Source organism: Bacillus sp. GW823-FHT06B01 (genome assembly GCF_058952315.1).
Window position 1 is genome coordinate 242367 of the sequence record NZ_JBXAHR010000001.1, and the last position, 20544, is coordinate 262910.

Consider the following 20544-nt stretch of genomic DNA (forward strand, 5'->3'; position numbering starts at 1 on the left):
CGTCATTTTTTATTTTTAAAATGACGTTTTTTTATATACTTAAAGCTTTTGCATTGCACTTTCAATCTTCTTTACCAAATCAGCAGACACTTTATGAAAATATCCTAAAATGACCTTTCTAATATCATCAGAGATAACTTTCAAATCACTAGCTAAGTTTTTAGCAAGATGTTCTTTTTCAATCGGTTTTAACTTCGTATAAAATTCAGTAGGCTGCGTAAAGTCATCCTGTTTCGTAATAGAAGTTCTTTCAAGTTTACCTTCAACGTATCTTCCGTCACCGCTCGTTATTTGATTAGCAGGCGTCCAATTTTGCTGTTTGTTAATTGCCAATTTGCGAAATTCGGAACCAATTCTTCTTCTTTGAGAATCACTGTAAATGTTAGCACGCCCTTGCAGCATTTTATCATCTGATAGTTCTGCACCGTCTAGTAAATTAGAAGGGGAGAAGGCGACTTTTTCTACTTGCTCCATATAATTTTCAGGATTTTTATTTAATACCATTTTGCCTACTGGTATAAGAGGATACTTCTTTTCATCCCATACTTTTGTATCATCTAAAGGGTCATAAGAAAGATGTGCTTCATCTTTCGGATCCATGAGCTGGACATATAAACCGTATTCTACTGGTTTACCATTTGCAATTGCATCATATAAATCTTTCCCGCTATAATCAGGGTTTTCAGCAGCCAGTTTATTCGCTTCCTCACTAGTAATGTATTGAACACCTTCAAAGGGGTACCAATAATACTTTACATACTTTCGATGACCTTCTGCATTTCTCCATACATATGTATTAACACTATGTCCTGGGATGTGGCGAAGACTTTTGGCCGTACCAGCATCAGAATATAAATGGACAACGAAATGAATGGATTCAGGCGCTCTAGCGACAAAGCTCCAAAATCTATTAGGATCTATTAAGTTATTTATAGGTGAAGGTAACAACGCTTGAATCGTTTCAGGGAAACGAATCGGATCACGAACGGAAAAGACAGGGATGTGATTACATAAAAGATCGAAAATGCCTTCTTCTGTATAAAACTTTGTAGAAAAACCGCGTACATTTCTAGAAGTGTCAGGTGTTCCTTTCGTACTAACGGCTAATGAAAATCGCACCATAACAGGAACTCTCGCATTAGAATTTTGTAAAAAACGTAGTTTAGTATGTTCAGACATTGGATAGATCGTTTGAAAATAACCGAACGCACCAAATCCTTTTACATGAACAGGTCTTTCTAAAATTTTTTCGTGAATAAATTCTTGTAGCGTCTCGTGAAGTACACTATCTTGCTTTAGAACAGGTCCACGTGAACCAACTGTTTGTGAGTGAAGTATAGCTTGTTCATTACGTTCTCTATTTTCATTAAAGTCATTCCCTAGTAAAGATTGCCTCTGTTTATCATAGTTTTCATTCATCGTTATTGCCTCCAAATCTTTTTTGTCCATTGTTACTAAATATGATTTTATAGCCTTGATTATGTATGACAAGCACAGTCCAAAATGGTAACAGACCGCTAGATGAAAAAAATGCACATGTAGTGGACCTGTTGAAATAGAAGAAATTATGGAAAAATGAATATCGGGAAGAAAATTACTATGAAAATTTCAATCTAAAAAATGAATTTATACATGACTTTATAGAGAATGAACATAAATAAACAGGGAAAATAACTAGGAGGAATTTAAAATGTCGGATTGGTTTCAATTAGATAAAGAATATATGATGTCTACGTATTGTCGTACGAAGGTTGCGATAGAAAGAGGAGAAGGTTGCAAACTATACGATGTGGATGGTAAAGAATATGTAGATTTATTTTCTGGTGTCGGAGTGAATGTATTAGGATACAATCACCCGAAAATCGTGCAAATGACAATGGAACAAGTTACGAAATCGTTGCATCTTCCATTTCATTTTTTAAATCCAGTTGCGATTGAGTATGCAAAGAAATTAGTTGACTGCTCTTTAAAAAACGGAAAGGTCTTTTTTACAAACTCTGGTACGGAAGCGACAGAAACGACATTAAAATTAATTGATAAATATAGAACTAATACGGGAGAGGAACGTGAAGGAATCGTAGTGCTGAAGAATAGTTTCCATGGGCGTACGTTAGGAGCACTTCATTTTACGAGACAAGAAAGCGTATATCAAAATTTCCCTAAAACATCGATTCCGGTATATGAAGTAGAGCGTGAGAATATAGAGCAATTAGAAGAAACAATCGTTAAAGAAAATCCAATTGCGATTATGCTAGAGCCTGTATTAGGAAGCGGGGGGATATACCCTTTATCAAGTGAATATTTAAATGGTGTTCAAAACTTATGTGATAAATATAATGTCATTCTTATCGTTGATGAAGTTCAAAGTGGTATGGGGAGAACTGGTAAACTATTTGCTTATCAAAATTTCAATATTACTCCGGATATTATTCAAATTGGTAAGGGAGCAGGAGGCGGGATACCGCTTGGCGGAATTATTGTAGGTGAAAAGTTATGTGATGTATTTGCACCAGGAGATCACGGCACAACGTTTGCTCATTCTTCAATGGGAACCGCTTTAGGGTTAACGGTATTAAACACATTGATTGACGATGGTTTAATGCAAGAAGCGTATGAAACGTCACACTATCTAAATGATAAATTGCAAGAAATTCAGAAAGAAAATTCTTATTATATTCAGGAAGTACGCCATGCTGGTATGATGTTTGGAATTAGTTTGAATGATACGAATGAAAATGTAAAGAAATTACAGGTGGAGCTAATGGAGAAAGGGATGTTAGTTGATGTTACACAAGGGAACATCATCCGTTTACTTCCTCCATATATAATTAAAAAAGAAGAAATTGATGCATTTATTACTCAATTTATTTCTTGTATGGATAAAGTTGCTGCTGTAGTAAGTGCTTAAAAGTTAAAAGCTAAATTTTATATAAAGTGCACTCTAATTGTTAAAAATAGTTTTACAATTGGGGTGCATTTTTTATAGTTGAATTTTGTAAAATACAGTTGTTGGTAAATGATAACGAAAAAAATAGAAGGAATTTCATTATATTTGATACATGATTGAATGATATTTTACTGTTGAAGAAAAGAGAAAGTAAATATAAAGATAGTAGATAAAACGAGTGGTACTAACAACGAGTGATAGAACGTTTTGAAAATAATAGCATACGAATATATAAATAATAAGAATGAGGTGATATATTGGAAAATAATGATATTCAATTTACTTCTTTACAAATGAGAACGGATAAATATGGTTGGGCTAGTATTCAATATGCAAATAAAAAGCAAGCCATCTTATATACTCGAAACGGAGGAGTAGAATGGGATGTTGTTAATCCTCTAAAATCAATTGTATTATTTGCATATCCAATAAACGCTCGAAGCTCTTGGGCATATGGTTTAACAAAAACGAATGACGATCTATTGCCAGCTATATTTTATACAGTTAATAGAGGGGAAAGATGGAGTGAGTTTATTTTACCGGTTGAAGAAGAATGGGAGAAATCGACTGATGTTCAAGTGCAATTGCATGCTACGAATATGGATAGTATATGGATTGTATTATCTAGAAAGCTTGCATCAAATAAATTTGAACATAATTTATACTATTTGAAAACGAAAGCGAAAGCTTGGAAAGTAATAAAAAATATAAGTATTAGTGATAGTATTTCAGGGATAACATTTATTAACGATTTAGTCGGATTTATTTCATTACAAACACATTATGAAACATCAACGGTATTTAAAACAATAAATGGTGGGGAAAGTTGGCAAGCTATAAAAGATATTCCAAGTCTTGAAGGAATTAATAATGGGACTGCTATGGCTTATAAAGCAATTTATAAAAATAACCTATTAGTAATACCAACTAAAATGAATGATGATAAATTTTTAATGAATTACTCATTTGATAAGGGGAATTCGTGGCATATTTCAAATAAAACAATAAATACTAGTAAAGTGGCTGTTTCGTTTTTTAGTTCCTATTATGGCTGGGTTATAAATAGTGAAAATGGAAGTGTATATCAAATAATAAAAAAAGGATCAAAATGGATAAAAGTATCAAGTAATCCATTGTTAAAAAATGTATTTTGTTTGCATTTTTTTAATCGGCGTAAAGGTTGGGCGTGTAATAAAAAAGAAATATTTACTACAACAGATCGCGGTATAACATGGAAAAAGGTATTATATAAAATTAATAATATTGATAAATTTATTTAAAAGAGTCCTAAAGAAATTAGGGCTTTTTTGTTTTTAAATGGTGAGAGTTGTAACAAACAATGATAAGAGGAAGGAGGTAAATGCAGAACTTATATTTTCAAAAATAGACGGTTGTTTTTACACAGTATAATTCACTTTTGAATATGTTAATAAAGTAGCAAATTCATAGGAAATGGTAATACTTAATATTTTATCCCGCTTTAATGGGCAGTAAGACCCCCACCTCAAAATTCAGCGAAAGTAAAGAAGTTAGGAGGGGGTCGGGCTGCCCATAAAAGTCCGATTGGTGAGGGCTAATAATCAGTGGGGGATGAAGAAAACCCCCACTGATTAAAGTTTCACTTTATGTCACATGATGTGTAAAGGGGGCGCGTAATGAAATCGTTAACGGTTATTATTTTGTATAGTGAAAGAGAGCAAATATTAGAAGAGTCAATTCAATCTATATGGAAGCTAAATCCTCTTGAAATTATAATTTTCGTTCCTAACGATAGAAGTAATTTGTATGAAATAGCAAAGAAACATAAATGTCATATTGTTTTGATGGATAAATATAGTACGTATTATGATGGATATGAAGCTTCTGTAAAGGCAGCTAAAGGAGATGTATTATTATTTGTAGATAGTAATTTTTTATTATCTTCAAATGAAATGAAGAATTTTATTGAGCCAGTTGTTACAAATCAGGCTGATGTAGCATTAAACAAGATAGATAAATTTATAGAAGTTGGTAAATGTCCAAATACGGATATTGTTTGGAGAAAAATGTTAAATGAAATTTTAAGTCGACCAGATTTAAAAAGCAATTCAATACTTTCATTACCATATGCACTTACGAAAGAAGTAGTGGTAAATATCGGCTTTGATTATATAAAAGATATCGTTCTAGCTCATATGAACATAGTTAATCAAGGCTGGCGCATTAACGATCAATATGCAATAAAAACGTTATCTAGAGATGAAACGTTAGAAGAGGAAGGTTATTTAGTTAAAAAAGAATTGTCAGAAAATGAAAAGGAGAAAGTGGGAAAATATTTAATCGGTATTTCTAAATGGATAGAGAAAAAGGGAAAAAGAGTAGGGTTTACTGATGCAGGAAAAAGAAGAGATATTATTCAAAAGTTAGGTGAATGCAAGCGATATCCTTCTTATCATCGAGGATGGGGTATGAATTCATCAATTTATGACGGGAAGCAACTTTCTGTCATTATACCAGTGCAAAATGAAGAAGAAACTATAGAACAAGTAATACTTGAGGCAAGAAAAATAGAACCGCTAGAAATAATTGTCGTTGTAAATGGTTCGACAGATCAAACGGCCAATATCGCTAAAAGACTTGGTGCTACTATTATTAAATATAACGAACGGCTTGGTCATAATGTTGGACGTGCTATTGGAGCGTTTGAAGCTACAGGAGATATTCTCTTATTTATTGATGGTGATTTTAGTGTTTCAGGAAGTAATTTGCATCACTTTACAAAAGCAGTTTCAGCTGGCGTAGACATAGCATTAAATGATTTGAATCCGATGTTACATCCTCCGTTTTATGTTGTAGACATCGTAAAGTATATGCTTAATTTAGCATATAATCGTCCAGAATTAAGTAATGGCTCATTAGTAGCAATTCCACATGCTATGAGTAGATCATGTTTAGATGCAATAGGCTGGGAAAGCTTACTATGCCCTAGTCTTGCACAAGTAAAAGCTATATTACAAGGGTGTAGAGTAGAATGTGTACATTACGTTGATGTTGTAAAACCGAATAGAATTCGTTTAATGGAGAATGTAAGTCATAATGGACATCCTCCAGCGGTATTAAGAATAATTGGTGATCACGTTGAAGCTCTCTCTTACTTAATAGAAAATCTTGAAATAGATGGAAAGGGTGATTAAACTGTTAGACCAGTACAAAAAAATTAACATTTCATATGAAGAATTATGGCAAATGGATTTTCAAACTACAGAACCATTTATACTCAAGGTTGATTGGGGCAAAGTAACGTATGAATTTTTAATTCGTATTAAGCCGGGTGCTTCTAACACTATTGTTTTTGGATCTGGAGCAGGTGGATTTCAAGAACAGCCAATTGGTCCACCTATTTTTCATAGACATTCTTGGATGGAAGAGTTTGAAGATACTGTTATATATTATAATGATCCTACATTATATCTTGGAAAATTATCTTTAGGTTGGGGACAAGGGGAGTTAGATAGATTTTACTTACAAGATATAGCAAATATTTTAGAAATATTATTTACAAAGTTAAAAGTTGATACGAAAAATGTGTTGTTTTATGGCAGTTCCGGGGGAGGATTTATGTCTTTAATTTTAGCTGGATTTGTTAAAGGTTCCACAGCTTTAATTAATAATCCTCAAACAAATTTATTAAAATGGATACCTGTACCAATAAATCTAGTTTTTGATTTGTCTTATCCAGGTTTATCAAGAGAAGAAGTTGAGGAGAAATTTGGCGAAAGAATTAATGTTGTGAAATTTTTTAATCACATTAAATATGTACCGAATATTTATTTTTTGCAAAATTTCGCGTGTGAATTTGATGTGCAAAATCATTTAATACCATTCATTTCTGAATTAGAACAACTGGATAAAGATACAGAAGTAAATCAAATTGTAATAGACTTATATTTCGATAAAAAAGCAGGGCATGCAGCGGTAGGTAAGAGTGAAACAATTGAATATATAAAAAAAGTAAAGCCTAATCAGACTGTAAAAAAAGAACAAAAAGAAGTGGCACTGTCAGTCGTTATAGTTTTAGGAGAAGAAAAATCAAAATTGAATCAAATTTTAAACAAAGTGCACCATATAAAACCATTAGAAATTATCATTGTGGCTGATGATAGAATGAGTGCGATACAATCTATACCTACATTTGTTGAAAGTAACGTTGTTGTTATTGAAGAGAAAAATAAATGGAAAGCACCAGTTCATGGGGCGAAAATCGCTAATGGAGATGTAATTTTATTTTTAAATGGAGAAGATGTTATTTTTTCGGTAGAATTAGAACGATTTATAGAACCACTACTAAAAAAGGAACAGGATGTAATCTTGAATAACATAGACTCTGTATGTTTTGAAAAGATGAGAGTAGAATGGCCAAGCATTGCTATGGTGTATAGAAAAATAGTAAACGATGTATTGGGGCGTATGGATTTAAAATATGATTCGATGTTATCTATGCCATATGCTATTACTAAAAAAGCAATTGAAGACATTGGATATGATATCTTGCAGAACCCTATTCTGTCCCAAGTAACTCTTATTGAGAAAGGGTGGCGACTACAATCCTCTTCAGCCATCACTAACACCTCCTTGAATAATATACCCGCAAACAAAACCTCTTTCTATAAAAATGAATTAACTAAATTAGAAGTATGTGAGATTAAAGAGAATGTAAAAGCTTTGGAAAGTTGGTTACAACGAAAAGATGATAGAGGTAACTATACAGATGGAGGAAGAAAAAGAGAAATTATAGAGCAGCTAAAAAAACAAAAGAATTATTCGCGTTTCCATAAAGGGTGGGGTATGAATTCATCAATTTATAATGGAAAACAGTTATCAATTATTATACCGGCACAAAATGAAGAAGCGACGATTAAAGAAGTTATTCTTGAGGCAAGAAAAGTTGAACCGAAAGAAATAATTGTTGTCATTAATGGGTCAACAGATCAGACAGAAGTAATCGCTAAGCAATTAGGAGCAACCGTAATTGTTTATGAAGAAACATTAGGGCATGATGTAGGACGGGCAATTGGTGCACAAGAAGCCACAGGGGATATACTTCTCTTTATTGATGCTGATTTTGCTATTCCAGCAAAAGACCTTCATCCGTTAACGCAAGCTGTTGCGGATGGTGTTGATATGGTTTTAAATGATTTAAATTTAAATCTTAGATTTCCTCTATATATTGTAAGTTTATATAAATATATGTTGAATATTGCTTGTAACCGTAAAGATTTAGGGGTAGGATCTACAATTGCTGTTCCCCATGCTATTAGTAGAAAATGTTTAGAGGGAATCGGGTGGGACACTCTTCACACAGCGTGTGTTGCACAAGTAAAGGCAATATTAGAAGGGTATAAAGTCGAATGTGTCCATTTTGTAGATGTAATGAAACCAAATCGTATTCGTCCAAATGAACACTTTGCAAAAGTAGGACATCCACCAGCTGTATTGAGAATTACCGGCGATCATGTAGAAGGGCTTTCTTATTTACTGAAGAATAGGGATTTTAAAGATTTATTTTAATTTGGAAGCTACTTTACTAATAAGGGTGAAATAGCAACGGATAGAGTGTAAGTTGAATATTGGAATGAAAACAAAATTTTAAAAAAGTTACTCTTTTGGTTCAGGTGTAAGTGAAAACTTCTTCAAATACATGAAGAGGTTTTTACTTTTTTTATTTCAATTTATTTTAAGTATATAAAGTAAAGAGTAAATAAAGCAGTAACGAAATTAACTTAATATTAGATGCAAGAAAGGAGAGAATACCTTTTCTTACATCAATAAAAGGTGTTTTAATATGTATTTAGAAATTAAGGTCTATCCAAATGTTGGGGAAGAAATATCTCTAAGGTGCAATTATGAATTTTCATCTGATTTTAATGTAATACCATTTACCGCATGTATTTCTATTTCAGTAAAAGATGATCTGAATTTATAAATTAATTTATCTAGTTTAATAATAAATTAAATATATATAAAACTGATAAGAAAATAGCAGCTAATTTATAAAATTTAGTAGGAGAGTCGTGTCTAAATTCGATAAACTGCATATATTGTTAAAAGAAAGGAGGGAGAGTTATGGCATGTACTACGAATAATGTTTGTTTAGATGTGTGTCTTAAAATTACAATTACCCCTGGTAGTGGAATTGATGCAGAAGTGGATTGTGGGGGCACATGTGGGACAAGTCCTACAATTGTAATTAGTCCTAGTGGATCAATTGTTATTACTTTACCATTAGTTGCATGTTTCTCAATTGCACTAAAAGATGATTTAAGTGTTGAATCTTCATTAACAAGCCTCTCTTTTCAAACTTCTTAAGAAAGATACAGAAATGAAAAGCCTGCCTTCTACTTTTCTTTTGAGCTGATGTAAAAATAAAAAAGATGGTTACAAACCATCTTTTTTATTCTGTCATATGTTAAAAATGAGATAATATATTATTTAGTAGGCAGGATGTATAATTAAAAGTACTCTTTTTGTTCGATGAGGTAAGAAATTGCTTCTATATGATCACCAATGATTTGTTGTGTTGCTAATGAAAGGCAACCTTCCTCAGAGAAGTGTTTTTCAGGTCGAACACGATTCATTTTATCGACGTCGACAGAATGGACATTTTGCACATGAAAGCCTGCTAAAATTGTTTTAACTTGACTTAAGGTTGGTGAAAGAAGTGAATCAAACCCAATTGTATGAATGCATTTTCGACTAAAAGCATGAGGGATAGCAATTGTGGATCCCATACCTAAATCTTTCCGATTACACGCTAAGTTGATAGCATATTTACATGCAGTGACGATAGAATACGGTAGACGATACATATAGTAGTACTCTAGTTTATTTAAAGCTAAGTCCGTGCCGTTTTGAATAGATTGTACAAACGGTAATAAATCATAACTAGAAATTAAGAAATCACCATCTATAAATAATAGTATGTCACCTTTTGCAAAAAAGGCACCAACAGCACGTCCCGTATCATTTCCAAGCGCTTCTTCGTAATTTATAACTGTTGCACCGCAACCCTTCGCCAATTCTTCTGTTTTATCTGTTGATCCATTAACAATAACGATAATTTCAAAAGGTTTTAATTTCTGTACCTCAAAAATGACAGATTCTATCGTTTTTTCTTCATTTTGAACAGGGATGATAACTGATAATTGTTTATCTCCATAAGTATTCGAATAAAACTCTTTACCTGTACTTATTTTTGGGATGTATTTTTGTTCCCCGTTTTGAAGTCCTAAAATAATATCACGCTTTCGTTTATTATCGGTATAGTTTCCTCTTAGATTTTGCATTTTACTTATCCAATTTGCAATGGCTTCAAGATGATAATAAATGAGTTGAGTTGAAGGAAAAGAGGGGAATTGAGGGATAGAAATGTTGAATTGATCGCAAATACGAAATTTATGTTCAATAATTTTCATTTGTGCCAATATTGGATTTGATAAACTATCTGGAGTAATTACCCCAAGCAATTCTTTTGTCATTGCATAGGGAGGAAATAATAAGGAGTTAACATGTAAATCTGGACGATGAAAAAAATGATTTGTAACTTGTTGCCAAATCATTGCTATATTTGGCTGTTGTTTTTGATAAAAAAATTCATCTAAATTATTTAATACGACGTCAGCCAATCCATTTCGTAATGGTTGAAGAAATAGTATAAGTGAGGAGGGTTCAATAATGTAATTTTCATCTAAAAATAAGAGGTACTCCCCCTTTGCTTTTTTTGCGCCAATTACATAAAGATTAGTAGGTTCTATCGGTTCTTCTAGTGTAAGAATTTCATAATTGTAGGAATCTGCACTCTCAATTGAATCCTGAGTATATCCGTTAATAGTAAGGATAATTTCTAAAGGCTGTAGTTGTTTACATGCTTCCAAAATTTTAGGTAAATTTTTTGTTTTATGTTGTATGGGGATAATAATAGAAATTGAATGTTTACACATAAGCAGTCTCCTTTTTAATCAGAGGTAGTTGTTAATAAGATTAGATAAAATAGGAGATATATTTTCTTTTTGGTATAAGCATAACAATCATTTAGTTTTATCAGACTCACAATTTTCTTTACTTGTATTAGAACCTTTATTTATTCCAGAAGCGAGTAAATTATTGAGAACGCTAAGGTCTAATTGCAAAGGGATGGAGTTTTCGGGGGAAGTTTTCTCATTTTCTTTTTTTGTAGTTAATATAGTCTTTATATTTTTAATTTCTTTATATTGTTTTAAGATAATGAAAAATCCAGAAATAATTAAGAGAAAAGAAACAGTAGCAACTACAAGTATTATTTCCAACATAAAATAGCCTCCTTTAAAACTATAATAATATTATAGTTGAATGTAATAAAACAGAAGTCGAGCCAATGAGTTCACTTTTTAAATATATGCAAATCTTAAGTAAAAGTTACTGGTTTCTAAGTTATAGGAAACAATTATAGGAACGTTATACATATAAATAAATGAAAGGTTCATTTGTAGTGTAAAGGTATATATTATATAGCCTAAACTTCATTTTATGAAAAGTTAAATAGGGTGTAAATTTATACAAAAAGAGCATTTAATTGGACAAATAATTAATTATGTGAAATAATAATAACAGAAAAGGAGACGTTGCTTTTCCTTAAGTGCTTCGAATTAATTTTATTCAATAAGAGAAGGTGTGCTTAAAGAAGTTAAATTAAAAAAGGAGCTGTTTTATTATATGCAACAAAATAATGATTTAAATTTTGAACCTCAAGACGTTAATATTGTCAATCCTAAACAAGCCAGGAAAGCAGTAGTTGCTACTGGTATAGGGAATGCAATGGAGTGGTTTGACTTCGGATTATACGCGTATTTAGCGGTTATCTTAAGTCAATTATTCTTCTCAGGTGTTGATAATAGTGGATTGCAACTTGTACTTACATTCGGTACATTTGCAGCAGCCTTTCTCGTTCGACCAATCGGAGGTGTATTCTTTGGTAGAATAGGAGATAAGTACGGCCGAAAAATCGTGTTAAGTACTACTATTATTTTAATGGCACTTTCTACATTATTCATCGCATTACTACCAACCTATGAACAAATTGGTGTATGGGCACCAATACTACTTTTAGTTGCCCGAATGATTCAAGGCTTCTCTACAGGCGGCGAATATTCAGGTGCAATGGTTTATATCGCAGAATCTTCTCCAGATAAAAAGCGTGGTATACTCGGTAGTGGTCTTGAAATTGGAACACTCTCAGGTTACATTGCTGCATCGGTAATTGTTACCATTTTGACGTTATTGTTAACAGATGAACAAATGCTCAGCTGGGGCTGGCGTATTCCTTTCTTAGTAGCTGCACCAATTGGCTTGGTCGGTTTATATTTACGCCGTCATTTAGATGAATCTCCCATCTTTGAAGAGATGGAAAAAGCACAAGAGGAATCTGAAGACAATGAACAATTTTCATTTATGGATATTATGAAATATCACAAAAAAGACTTCTTATTAAGCACAGTAATTGTCGCCTTCTTTAATATTACGAATTATATGATTCTTTCGTATATTCCTTCTTATCTAACTCAAGTACTTAAAGTCGAAGAAACAACTGGCTTATTAATTATTTCTGTTACGATGGCACTTATGATTCCACTAGCACTATATTTCGGTAAATTAAGTGATAAAATTGGTAATAAACGCGTCGTGCAAATTGGTTTACTCGGTTTAACTATATTTGCAATCCCAGCATTTTTACTAATAGGTAACGGGCATATTGCAGCTATATTTGCAGGTATTTTCGTATTAGGATTCTTCCTAAGTGTATATGAAGGAACATTACCTTCATTATTACCATCACTCTTTTTCACCGATGTACGTTATCGAGCACTTTCGATCTCATTTAATATTTCTGTATCTATATTCGGTGGAACAACGCCGCTCGTATGTTCATACTTAGTTCATGCGACTGGTAACCCGCTAGCACCGGCATTTTATTTAGCGGGTGTAAGTATTATTGGATTAGTCGTATTTAGTGTATTATTCGTTACAACATCAGGACGTGCGCTAAAAGGTTCATATCCTACAGTAGAAACGAAAAAAGAAGCACACCAAATTGCGAAAGAAGACCCTGAAGAAACACTTTGGTGGCATGAAGAGTCGTTAGAAATTGAAGCAGGGAAGAATGCTTCAATTTAACAAGTAACGTAGAAGTATAAAAAGACTCCTATGAAAAAATAGGAGTCTTTTTGTTGTGTTATTTCTTTCTTTTTTTCAAACGCTTCTGATATGCATAGAGTTTTTGAATCTCTTCCTTAAATTCATGTAACAGTACGGTGTTTTCCTCATTTGAATAACGCACTGTATTATAAGCAACTATAACAATATGACTCTCAATATTTACATCTTCCCCACTATTTATTCGTCCTAACCATGCTTCAACAGTTTCTCCTCGTTTTCTATTTAAAGGAGGAGTTAACTTACTTTCAAGTTTGAAAATTTCTTTTCGAATTTCGTTATGTGGCGGTTTGTTTTGTTTCAAACGTTTTTGGCTCATACCTTCTTTATCAGTAATGATAGTAGATTCGAAGGCAGGCATATTTGGTAAACTGAATTGTTTTCGTTTTTTTATTATTTTCCAAACGACGTAAATAGCAATGGTTGTACAAACTATTATTGTAATGCTATTTATAAGTGTTGGATCAAAAGCACGATGTCCAAATTCATCTTTAATTTGAGGATCTTTTAAATTCCCTTTATTCGACCAAAAATCGTCAGTTTCTTTTGATTCAGCTGCCGAAAATAACGGATTAATGGCGTATCCAAATCCTAAAGCAACTACTTGTACGACATAAGAAAAAAGAAGCCGAATGTATGGGAAAATAGAAATAAGGAAAGCACTAATTATTCCAATTGTAATAAGAGAAGCGAAACGTAATAACTGTTGATTACGGTTTATCCCGGTTAACCAAAATGTAATCATAATGTGTAAAACTAAAAGTAATAGTTTCCACAAAGGTGGAAAGGGCGCATAAAATATGGCTGAAATACTAAACCATACAATACCACCTAATGACTTTTGAACTGGATATCCGGGTCCAACTACATGTACGATAAAGAAGAAAAGCGGTAACATAATTGTGCCAAACAGAGAGAAAGGGAGAAAGATAGAACAACCAATTATTTGAGTCATTAACAGTATGACAAAACCTGTTGTTTTTTTCTTCATTAGTTTATGGATAAGAAATACTCCAATATAGCCTGTTGCTAAAAATATAGCAATGCCGATGAGTTCATCTCTTTCCGTTAATAACGAAAGGAGGAGCAGCAGAATAAAGTCATTAACGTGATAAAGCCAAGTTTTCAAGCTTTTCCACCATCCCTTCGTTATTAATGAGAAACGTAGGCTGAGAGAGAAGAGGGAGTTCATTTCTCTGTAAACCAATGTATATCATTGTAGACGATCGTTCTCTTTTTCTCGTTACATAATGAAGAAATCCTTGTTTCGGAAGTAAAGTACTATCATCTGAAATACGCGCTAATTCCTCTAAAGATATTCCGTAATGTGTTTGCCCTTCGTTTAATGGTAAGTGCAGAGGACCACCTTCAGCTAATACACTAATAAATAGTTCAAACGGTATTTGATGCTGCGTTGCGTATTGACAAATGTATGTTGCAAATGAAATAAGGTCTTCTATATTATCTTTCCAACCAAACCCGCGATCAGCAGCTAATGAAAGACAAATCGTCCAACTATAATTTTTTACAGGTTCATATTGCTTCGCCTGTAATTCTTGCATTTTAGCAGATGCTTTCCAATGAATAGAACGGAAAGACTCACGTTCATATCGTTTAACACCGATAATAGATGTTTCATCATTGTAAAAAGAAAAATTCGTTCGATAAGATCCGGTTAAAAGTTGCTGTAGTTCTTGTAAGCCTGCTACTTCTTTAGGAGAAGGGTACACAATAATTTCAGTCCGTAATTTATCAACAATGGGCAAATGTACAGTTAAAAGATGAAAAGGATCTTTCAAGACACATTCGAACTGTTCAATTTGAAACACACCACGTTTCGTTGCGGTTAATGTTAAATCCCACTTTTGCGCCGAATGAGCAGGTTGTGAAAACGGGAAAGAGAATAGTGTTTTTGATATTTGTTCAATTCCTTGATCTTTTTGTGGTAGTAGTGACGGATTTAAATGAAAATAACAAACACCGTTAACGAGCGGTATATTTGCTCCATTTTTTAAATGAATAAAAAACTGCCCAGATTCATTAGGAAAAAGCCGAGTAGTTTGTTTCTCATTTACGACTTCAAATGTTTTCTCTATGTAAGCGACATATTTATAAATGAAAATAGCAAATAAATAATAGAAGAAAAAGAGAAACATAATGATTCGTTGTGGCATAAAAAATGTAAATAGTATAGCGCCTGGGACAGTTAGTTGAATAATATGGAGTTGGAAAAATAAAGGTACAGTTACAACACGCTGTCCATTCATGTTTGCTCAATCTCCACTGGTACGTCAACTTCTTTTAAAATCCTTTGCATAATTTCATTTTTTGTCGTACGTAATGCGCCTTCCATTGATAAGACGATGCGGTGATTCCAAACAGAAGGAACTAACAATTGTATATCTTCTGGCGTGCAATATTCTCTGTCACGTAAAAAGGCTAGTGCTTGAACTGCGCGTACTAAAGCTAATGTGGCACGCGGGCTTACACCATTAGCGATGTAATCATGATTTCTTGTAGCGTGAGCAAGTTTAATAATGTAATGTTCTAACGGTTCTGATACGAAAATTTCTTTTACTCGTTTCTGTGCTTCTAAAATATCATCTAAAGAAATAACAGATGTGACACTTTCTAGTGGTACATCGCTACGAAAACGTCGCATCATTTGTAGTTCATCTTCTGGAGATGGATAACCAATTGAAATTGTCATTAAAAAACGATCAAGCTGTGCATCTGGTAGAGGAAACGTTCCTTGTGATTCAATTGGATTTTGCGTCGCAATAACAAAGAACGGTTTCGGAAGAGGAGTAGATTGCTTTTCAAGCGTTACTTGTCGTTCTTCCATCGATTCTAATAAACTAGACTGTGTTCTAGGCATAGCGCGGTTAATTTCATCCGCAAGCAAAATATTGGTCATAACTGGTCCAAGTCTTAATTCGAATTCACTCGTTTTCGGATTGAAATATTCAATACCTGTTACATCACTCGGAAGTACATCAGGTGTAAATTGGACACGAGAAAAATTACCACCAATACTTTTAGAAAGTGTTTTCGCAAGTAACGTTTTCCCCGTACCAGGCACATCCTCAAGCAGTACATGTCCATCAGCAAGCAATGAAACGAGTAATAGATCAATAACATTTTCTTTACCTACAAAAACCAATCCTATGTTTTCTTTCAAATTATTTATCATATGTATCATTCCTTTCAAAATATAAACGGATATTTCTATATTTTAACAAATTATTCAGAAAATTGATATGATTTTTTAATTTAAATAAATAGATATTAAGTTATAAAATTACCTTGCATATTTTGGAATATGATTATACAATATCGATATACGATGTATCGTTAGTCGATATATCAGATAACGATGTATCGGAGGTGGTTATAATGAATACGAAAGCGAAAAAATATATTCCGTTAACAGAGGCGACATATTACATATTGTTGTCACTTGTGAAGCCGATGCATGGTTACGGAATTATGCAAATGGTAGAAGAGATGACAAATGGAGAAGTAAAGCTCGGTCCTGGAACTTTATACGGGAATACGACGAAGTTACTAAAAGAGATGTTAATAGTTGAAGTTGCCTCTACAGATAGAAAGAAATGCTATGAGTTAACGTCACTTGGTAGAGAAGTATTAGAGCTAGAGTATAACAGGTTACAGAGATCTGTAAGGAATGGAAATAGTATATTAGGAGGGTGAATGGAAGATGGAGACAAAAAGGGTATTTAAGTTTTTTACGGCATGGAATTTAGAAAAAGAAGAAGCCTTTTTACGAAAGATGCATCAACAAGGTTGGGCATTACAAAAATACAATTTAATGTATCAGTTTAAGAAAACTGAGCCAAAAGATGTAATATATAAAGCTGATTTTAGATTGGTTTATAGAGATTCGAAAGAACAACAACAAGAGTATTTCGAAATATACGAAATGTCAGGTTGGAAACGCGTAACGAGTTTTACAAGATGGAATTATTTTTGTAAGGAAGTAGAAGAGGTAAATGAATTACCTGACATATACTCAGAAAAGGAGACGAGGATACAAAAACTAAATGAGTTATTGCTATTCCTTGTTATTATATCAGCAAGTATATTACCATCAATGTACAATCTATTTATAAGCCCGATGGAATCAAGAGTGCCAATTTGGGCGAAAGCTATGACGGGTCTTACAGGTTGTATGTGGATGTACTTCTTCATAAGACTCACTTGGAAAATTAAGAAATTAAAAAGTGAAATATTATAATGAAAAGTAGAATTAAAAAGAAGTTGATTTTGTAGGGAGAAATATCGGTATCAACTTCTTTTGGTTTTATATAATTGCATTTTTGTTCGCTCTTTTTTATATAATAAAACTCTATATAAAGGTAAGGGATTAATAGTTGCAAAGATTAAACCGCAATATCCCGAAAATAATAAATGAAGAAAAAACGATTCATATTGAGGATCAAAAAATAAAAGATGACAAAGAAGGTATGAGGTGTAATTTATAATAAGGAAGAAAAATGTTTTTTCATTAACATATGAAACAAAAAACCCCCTATAGAAAAGTGGTAGGGGGTAATAAAAATGTTTAAGAAAAAGACTGATTTTGCGCAGGTTTAATAAATTGTTCTGGGTTTTCAACAAGTCCGCATACAGCACATTGGACTCTATATGTTGGTCCTTGATAGGACATATGAAAAGCATTCATCGTTTCATTTGTGTATTCTTCTTCTACTTGACCAGTTTGTGGATTTAACTTGACTGGTTTTACTTGTTGCTCAAGAATATTAAAGCGAGTACGGTTCGTTTTACAGCTTGGACATAGCATTGGTTCCATATGTATACACCTCCATTTGTAGCATTTCTTAAACTCATTAATTTTATGCAAGCAAAAAAACTTTCTCAATATAAATGGGTGTTCAAAGTATTCAAAATTCAGAAAAAATAAAATATAATAAGAGTACGAACTGGTTATGTCCAAACCAAATCTCCTGTTTTATGCCAATAAGCTGGGGGGCCGAGAAATCGGCCTCATTTTTTTTTGCTCGTTGCTATAAGGAACAAGGTTTTTATGAGACATTTGTCGAAATTTTAGGGATGGATATAAAGGAGGATGTAAAATGAATTTAAAAATGAAGTATATCATTTTATATGTAGAAAATTTTGAAGAATGTTTAAGATTTTATAAAGATATTTTACAGTTACCTATAAAAGCAGAGCATGGTACATATATTGAATTTAATACTGGTTCTACAATTTTAGCGATGAACACAAGGCAAGATGTGAAAGAATTAACAGGTTTACCACTTACAGAAAGCGAGTTACAATCTTCTCATTTTGAATTGGGATTCGTTGTTAATCATGTACAAGAAACAATCGAACAATTTAGAGAGCAAGGAATTAAGATCTTAGTTGAACCAATTGTGAAACCGTGGGGACAAACAATTGCATACATTGCCGATCCAGATGGGAATTATATTGAAATTTGCAGTTCATTAGAATAGAAGGAGAAAAAGAGATGGGGTTTCCGAAACTAGAAACAGAACGTTTACAATTAAGAGAACTAACACTGTTAGATGCAGAAACGATGTTCCATTATTTTTCAAAAGAATCTGTTATACGTTATTTTGGAATGGATTCTTTCGAAAATATTGAGCAAGCGAAAACGACTATTCAAACGTTTAAAAATCGTTATGAAGAAGGAACTGTATTTCGCTGGGGAATTGAGAAAAAGGGTACGGGCCAATTAATCGGAACGTGCGGATTTCATTTAATAAACAAGCATCATAAGCGAGCTGAAATTGGTTATGAATTGGACGATACATATTGGGGACAAGGGTATGCAACGGAAGCGTTACAGGCGATTTTAACTTACGGGTTTGAAACGTTACAACTTATAAGAATTGCAGCTGTTGTATATGTAGAAAATAAAGCTTCTCAAAAATTATTAAGTAAAGCAGGGTTTCAAGAAGAAGGATTACTTCGAAAACATATGATTCAAAATGAAGTTGCTCATGATACGATATTATATTCTTTATTAAAAGAAGAGTGGAAGAAGTAATGTGTACAAATGAGCTTATAAATGTTATGAAGAAGCATAAAGAAAATAGATTTATTTTAGGTATAGATGGTTTAAGTCGATCGGGAAAGACAACATTTGTAACAAACTTAAAGGAAAATATGAAACAAGAAAGCATCCCGTTCCATATTTTTCATATTGATGATCATATAGTAGAGCGTAATAAACGATATCATACTGGCTATGAAGAATGGTATGAGTATTATTATTTGCAATGGGATATTGAGTCGCTTCGACAGAAGTTTTTTCAGAAGTTACAAAATGAAACAAAACTGAAATTACCGTTCTATAATAATGAGACAGACTCAAGTGAGATGAAAAAAGTACAGATACCCATAGTAGGTGTAATTGTAATTGAAGGTGTTTTTCTACAGCGAAAAGAGTGGAGAGATTTCTTTCATTATATGGTGTATTTAGATTGTCCAAGAGAGACACGGTTTCTACGTGAGAGTGAAGAAACGCAGAAAAACCTTTCAAAGTTTGAAAATAGGTATTGGAAAGCAGAGGATTATTATTTAGAAAGTGAAACACCACAGAAGAGAGCGAACTTAGTTATATAATGATTAGAAAATAGAAAGGTGAACAGAATGAATATTTTATGGGATTTTGATGGGACGTTATTTGATACGTATCCAGTTTATACAAAAATTCTTGCTCAAGTTTTAGGGAAGGAAATAAGTGAAGAAGAAATCTATACAAAGTTAAAGGTTTCATTTTCACACGCAGTTGATTATTATGAAATAACTAAAAAACAATTGAGTGAAATTGATGTATTAGAGAGTCGCATTATGATAGAAGATATAAAACCATTTGAAAAAGTGGAAGAAGTTTTAAAGTTTGCCGATAAAAATGTGATTATGACTCATAAAGATAGAGAAGGGGTGTTATCTATATTAAAACATTACGGCTGGGAAAAATACTTCGTAGACATGGTTACAATTGACGATGGTTTCCCCCGAAAACCGAACGCTTTATCTTATGATCATTTGCATAAAAAGCACAATATTAATTTAGCTATTGGTGATAGAGAATTAGATTTATTACCTGCAAAAGAATTAGGTATTTCAACATGTATGTTTCAAGGGAACTGTGATGTAGCGGATTATTCTTTAGCACATTACTCGGAATTTTTTAAGGTAGTGATTGATAGAGAGGTTATGTTATAAATATTTTAAATAAAACCTCTACTTTTTGCTTGAAAGTAGAGGTTATTTTCTATGCTTTATAAAAACTATAGAAAATTAATACTTCCAAGAATTTAGAAGGAGATTGGTATAACGATTTGAATTATATAGTT

19 protein-coding genes are annotated in these 20544 nt (G+C 32.7%); 12 read left to right on the forward strand and 7 right to left on the reverse strand.

Translation table 11 applies throughout. The features are described from left to right. Nucleotides 1–39 precede the first annotated feature (39 nt). Entirely contained in the window at nucleotides 40–1419 is a 1380-nt protein-coding gene (locus AC1Q8N_RS01310; protein WP_493521013.1) for a catalase, read from the reverse strand. 271 nt (nucleotides 1420–1690) lie between these two features. Here AC1Q8N_RS01310 and AC1Q8N_RS01315 point away from each other — a divergent pair, with 271 nt between their 5' ends. From AC1Q8N_RS01315 to AC1Q8N_RS01335, 5 genes are all read left to right on the forward strand, one after another. After that, complete coding sequence (locus AC1Q8N_RS01315) at nucleotides 1691–2908, forward strand: aspartate aminotransferase family protein (protein WP_048547692.1); 1218 nt, start codon at nucleotides 1691–1693, stop codon at nucleotides 2906–2908. A 296-nt stretch (nucleotides 2909–3204) separates the two neighbouring features. Continuing rightward, nucleotides 3205–4227, forward strand: a complete 1023-nt coding sequence (locus AC1Q8N_RS01320; protein ID WP_098080306.1) for a hypothetical protein — start codon at nucleotides 3205–3207, stop codon at nucleotides 4225–4227. 375 nt (nucleotides 4228–4602) lie between these two features. Then, nucleotides 4603–6120 carry a glycosyltransferase family 2 protein gene (locus tag AC1Q8N_RS01325; protein ID WP_048547689.1) on the forward strand — a complete coding sequence of 506 codons (1518 nt, stop codon included), beginning with the start codon at nucleotides 4603–4605 and terminating at the stop codon, nucleotides 6118–6120. Between the two features lie 52 nt (nucleotides 6121–6172). Beyond that, nucleotides 6173–8494 carry a bifunctional glycosyltransferase/dipeptidyl aminopeptidase/acylaminoacyl peptidase gene (locus AC1Q8N_RS01330; protein ID WP_141497591.1) on the forward strand — a complete coding sequence of 774 codons (2322 nt, stop codon included), beginning with the start codon at nucleotides 6173–6175 and terminating at the stop codon, nucleotides 8492–8494. A 555-nt stretch (nucleotides 8495–9049) separates the two neighbouring features. Next, nucleotides 9050–9292: a hypothetical protein gene (locus tag AC1Q8N_RS01335; protein WP_000752473.1), complete on the forward strand. Its 243-nt coding sequence runs from the start codon at nucleotides 9050–9052 to the stop codon at nucleotides 9290–9292. Nucleotides 9293–9435: 143 nt separating this feature from the next. Here AC1Q8N_RS01335 and AC1Q8N_RS01340 read toward each other — a convergent pair whose 3' ends face one another. Both AC1Q8N_RS01340 and AC1Q8N_RS01345 read right to left on the reverse strand, forming a co-directional pair. Beyond that, a complete protein-coding gene (locus AC1Q8N_RS01340; protein WP_493521014.1) occupies nucleotides 9436–10923 on the reverse strand; it encodes a glycosyltransferase in 1488 nt (495 codons plus the stop codon). 87 nt (nucleotides 10924–11010) lie between these two features. Further along, a complete protein-coding gene (locus AC1Q8N_RS01345) occupies nucleotides 11011–11271 on the reverse strand; it encodes a hypothetical protein (RefSeq protein ID WP_048547684.1) in 261 nt (86 codons plus the stop codon). A gap of 403 nt (nucleotides 11272–11674) precedes the next feature. Between AC1Q8N_RS01345 and AC1Q8N_RS01350 the strand changes: the two genes are divergently transcribed. Continuing rightward, on the forward strand, nucleotides 11675–13132 hold the full coding sequence (locus AC1Q8N_RS01350; RefSeq protein ID WP_048547682.1) for an MFS transporter: 1458 nt from the start codon (nucleotides 11675–11677) through the stop codon (nucleotides 13130–13132). A gap of 58 nt (nucleotides 13133–13190) precedes the next feature. Here AC1Q8N_RS01350 and AC1Q8N_RS01355 read toward each other — a convergent pair whose 3' ends face one another. From AC1Q8N_RS01355 to AC1Q8N_RS01365, 3 genes are read right to left on the reverse strand one after another with little or no spacing between them, the layout of a single operon-like run. Further along, nucleotides 13191–14300: a DUF4018 domain-containing protein gene (locus tag AC1Q8N_RS01355; RefSeq protein WP_098080314.1), complete on the reverse strand. Its 1110-nt coding sequence runs from the start codon at nucleotides 14298–14300 to the stop codon at nucleotides 13191–13193. After that, nucleotides 14275–15438 carry a DUF58 domain-containing protein gene (locus AC1Q8N_RS01360; protein ID WP_493521015.1) on the reverse strand — a complete coding sequence of 388 codons (1164 nt, stop codon included), beginning with the start codon at nucleotides 15436–15438 and terminating at the stop codon, nucleotides 14275–14277. The genes AC1Q8N_RS01355 and AC1Q8N_RS01360 overlap by 26 nt, the downstream gene beginning before the upstream one ends. Continuing rightward, a complete protein-coding gene (locus AC1Q8N_RS01365; RefSeq protein ID WP_048547675.1) occupies nucleotides 15435–16364 on the reverse strand; it encodes an AAA family ATPase in 930 nt (309 codons plus the stop codon). The genes AC1Q8N_RS01360 and AC1Q8N_RS01365 overlap by 4 nt, the downstream gene beginning before the upstream one ends. 203 nt (nucleotides 16365–16567) lie before the next feature. On the opposite strand from AC1Q8N_RS01365, the gene AC1Q8N_RS01370 reads away from it, so the two are divergent. Continuing rightward, entirely contained in the window at nucleotides 16568–16885 is a 318-nt protein-coding gene (locus tag AC1Q8N_RS01370; protein ID WP_048547673.1) for a PadR family transcriptional regulator, read from the forward strand. 7 nt (nucleotides 16886–16892) lie between these two features. Next, nucleotides 16893–17429 carry a DUF2812 domain-containing protein gene (locus AC1Q8N_RS01375; protein WP_048547671.1) on the forward strand — a complete coding sequence of 179 codons (537 nt, stop codon included), beginning with the start codon at nucleotides 16893–16895 and terminating at the stop codon, nucleotides 17427–17429. A 327-nt stretch (nucleotides 17430–17756) separates the two neighbouring features. Here AC1Q8N_RS01375 and AC1Q8N_RS01380 read toward each other — a convergent pair whose 3' ends face one another. Then, nucleotides 17757–18005 carry a hypothetical protein gene (locus tag AC1Q8N_RS01380; protein ID WP_048547666.1) on the reverse strand — a complete coding sequence of 83 codons (249 nt, stop codon included), beginning with the start codon at nucleotides 18003–18005 and terminating at the stop codon, nucleotides 17757–17759. A 283-nt stretch (nucleotides 18006–18288) separates the two neighbouring features. Between AC1Q8N_RS01380 and AC1Q8N_RS01385 the strand changes: the two genes are divergently transcribed. Genes AC1Q8N_RS01385 through AC1Q8N_RS01400 form a run of 4 tightly spaced genes read left to right on the forward strand, consistent with a single transcriptional unit; the run spans nucleotide 18289 to nucleotide 20413 of the window. After that, complete coding sequence (locus tag AC1Q8N_RS01385) at nucleotides 18289–18672, forward strand: VOC family protein (protein ID WP_493521016.1); 384 nt, start codon at nucleotides 18289–18291, stop codon at nucleotides 18670–18672. A 14-nt stretch (nucleotides 18673–18686) separates the two neighbouring features. After that, a complete protein-coding gene (locus AC1Q8N_RS01390; RefSeq protein ID WP_048547663.1) occupies nucleotides 18687–19229 on the forward strand; it encodes a GNAT family N-acetyltransferase in 543 nt (180 codons plus the stop codon). After that, nucleotides 19229–19807 carry a kinase gene (locus AC1Q8N_RS01395; RefSeq protein WP_048547661.1) on the forward strand — a complete coding sequence of 193 codons (579 nt, stop codon included), beginning with the start codon at nucleotides 19229–19231 and terminating at the stop codon, nucleotides 19805–19807. Before AC1Q8N_RS01390 ends, AC1Q8N_RS01395 begins: the two co-directional genes overlap by 1 nt. A 27-nt stretch (nucleotides 19808–19834) precedes the next feature. After that, nucleotides 19835–20413 carry an HAD-IA family hydrolase gene (locus AC1Q8N_RS01400; RefSeq protein ID WP_048547660.1) on the forward strand — a complete coding sequence of 193 codons (579 nt, stop codon included), beginning with the start codon at nucleotides 19835–19837 and terminating at the stop codon, nucleotides 20411–20413. The last annotated feature ends 131 nt before the right edge of the window (nucleotides 20414–20544 follow it).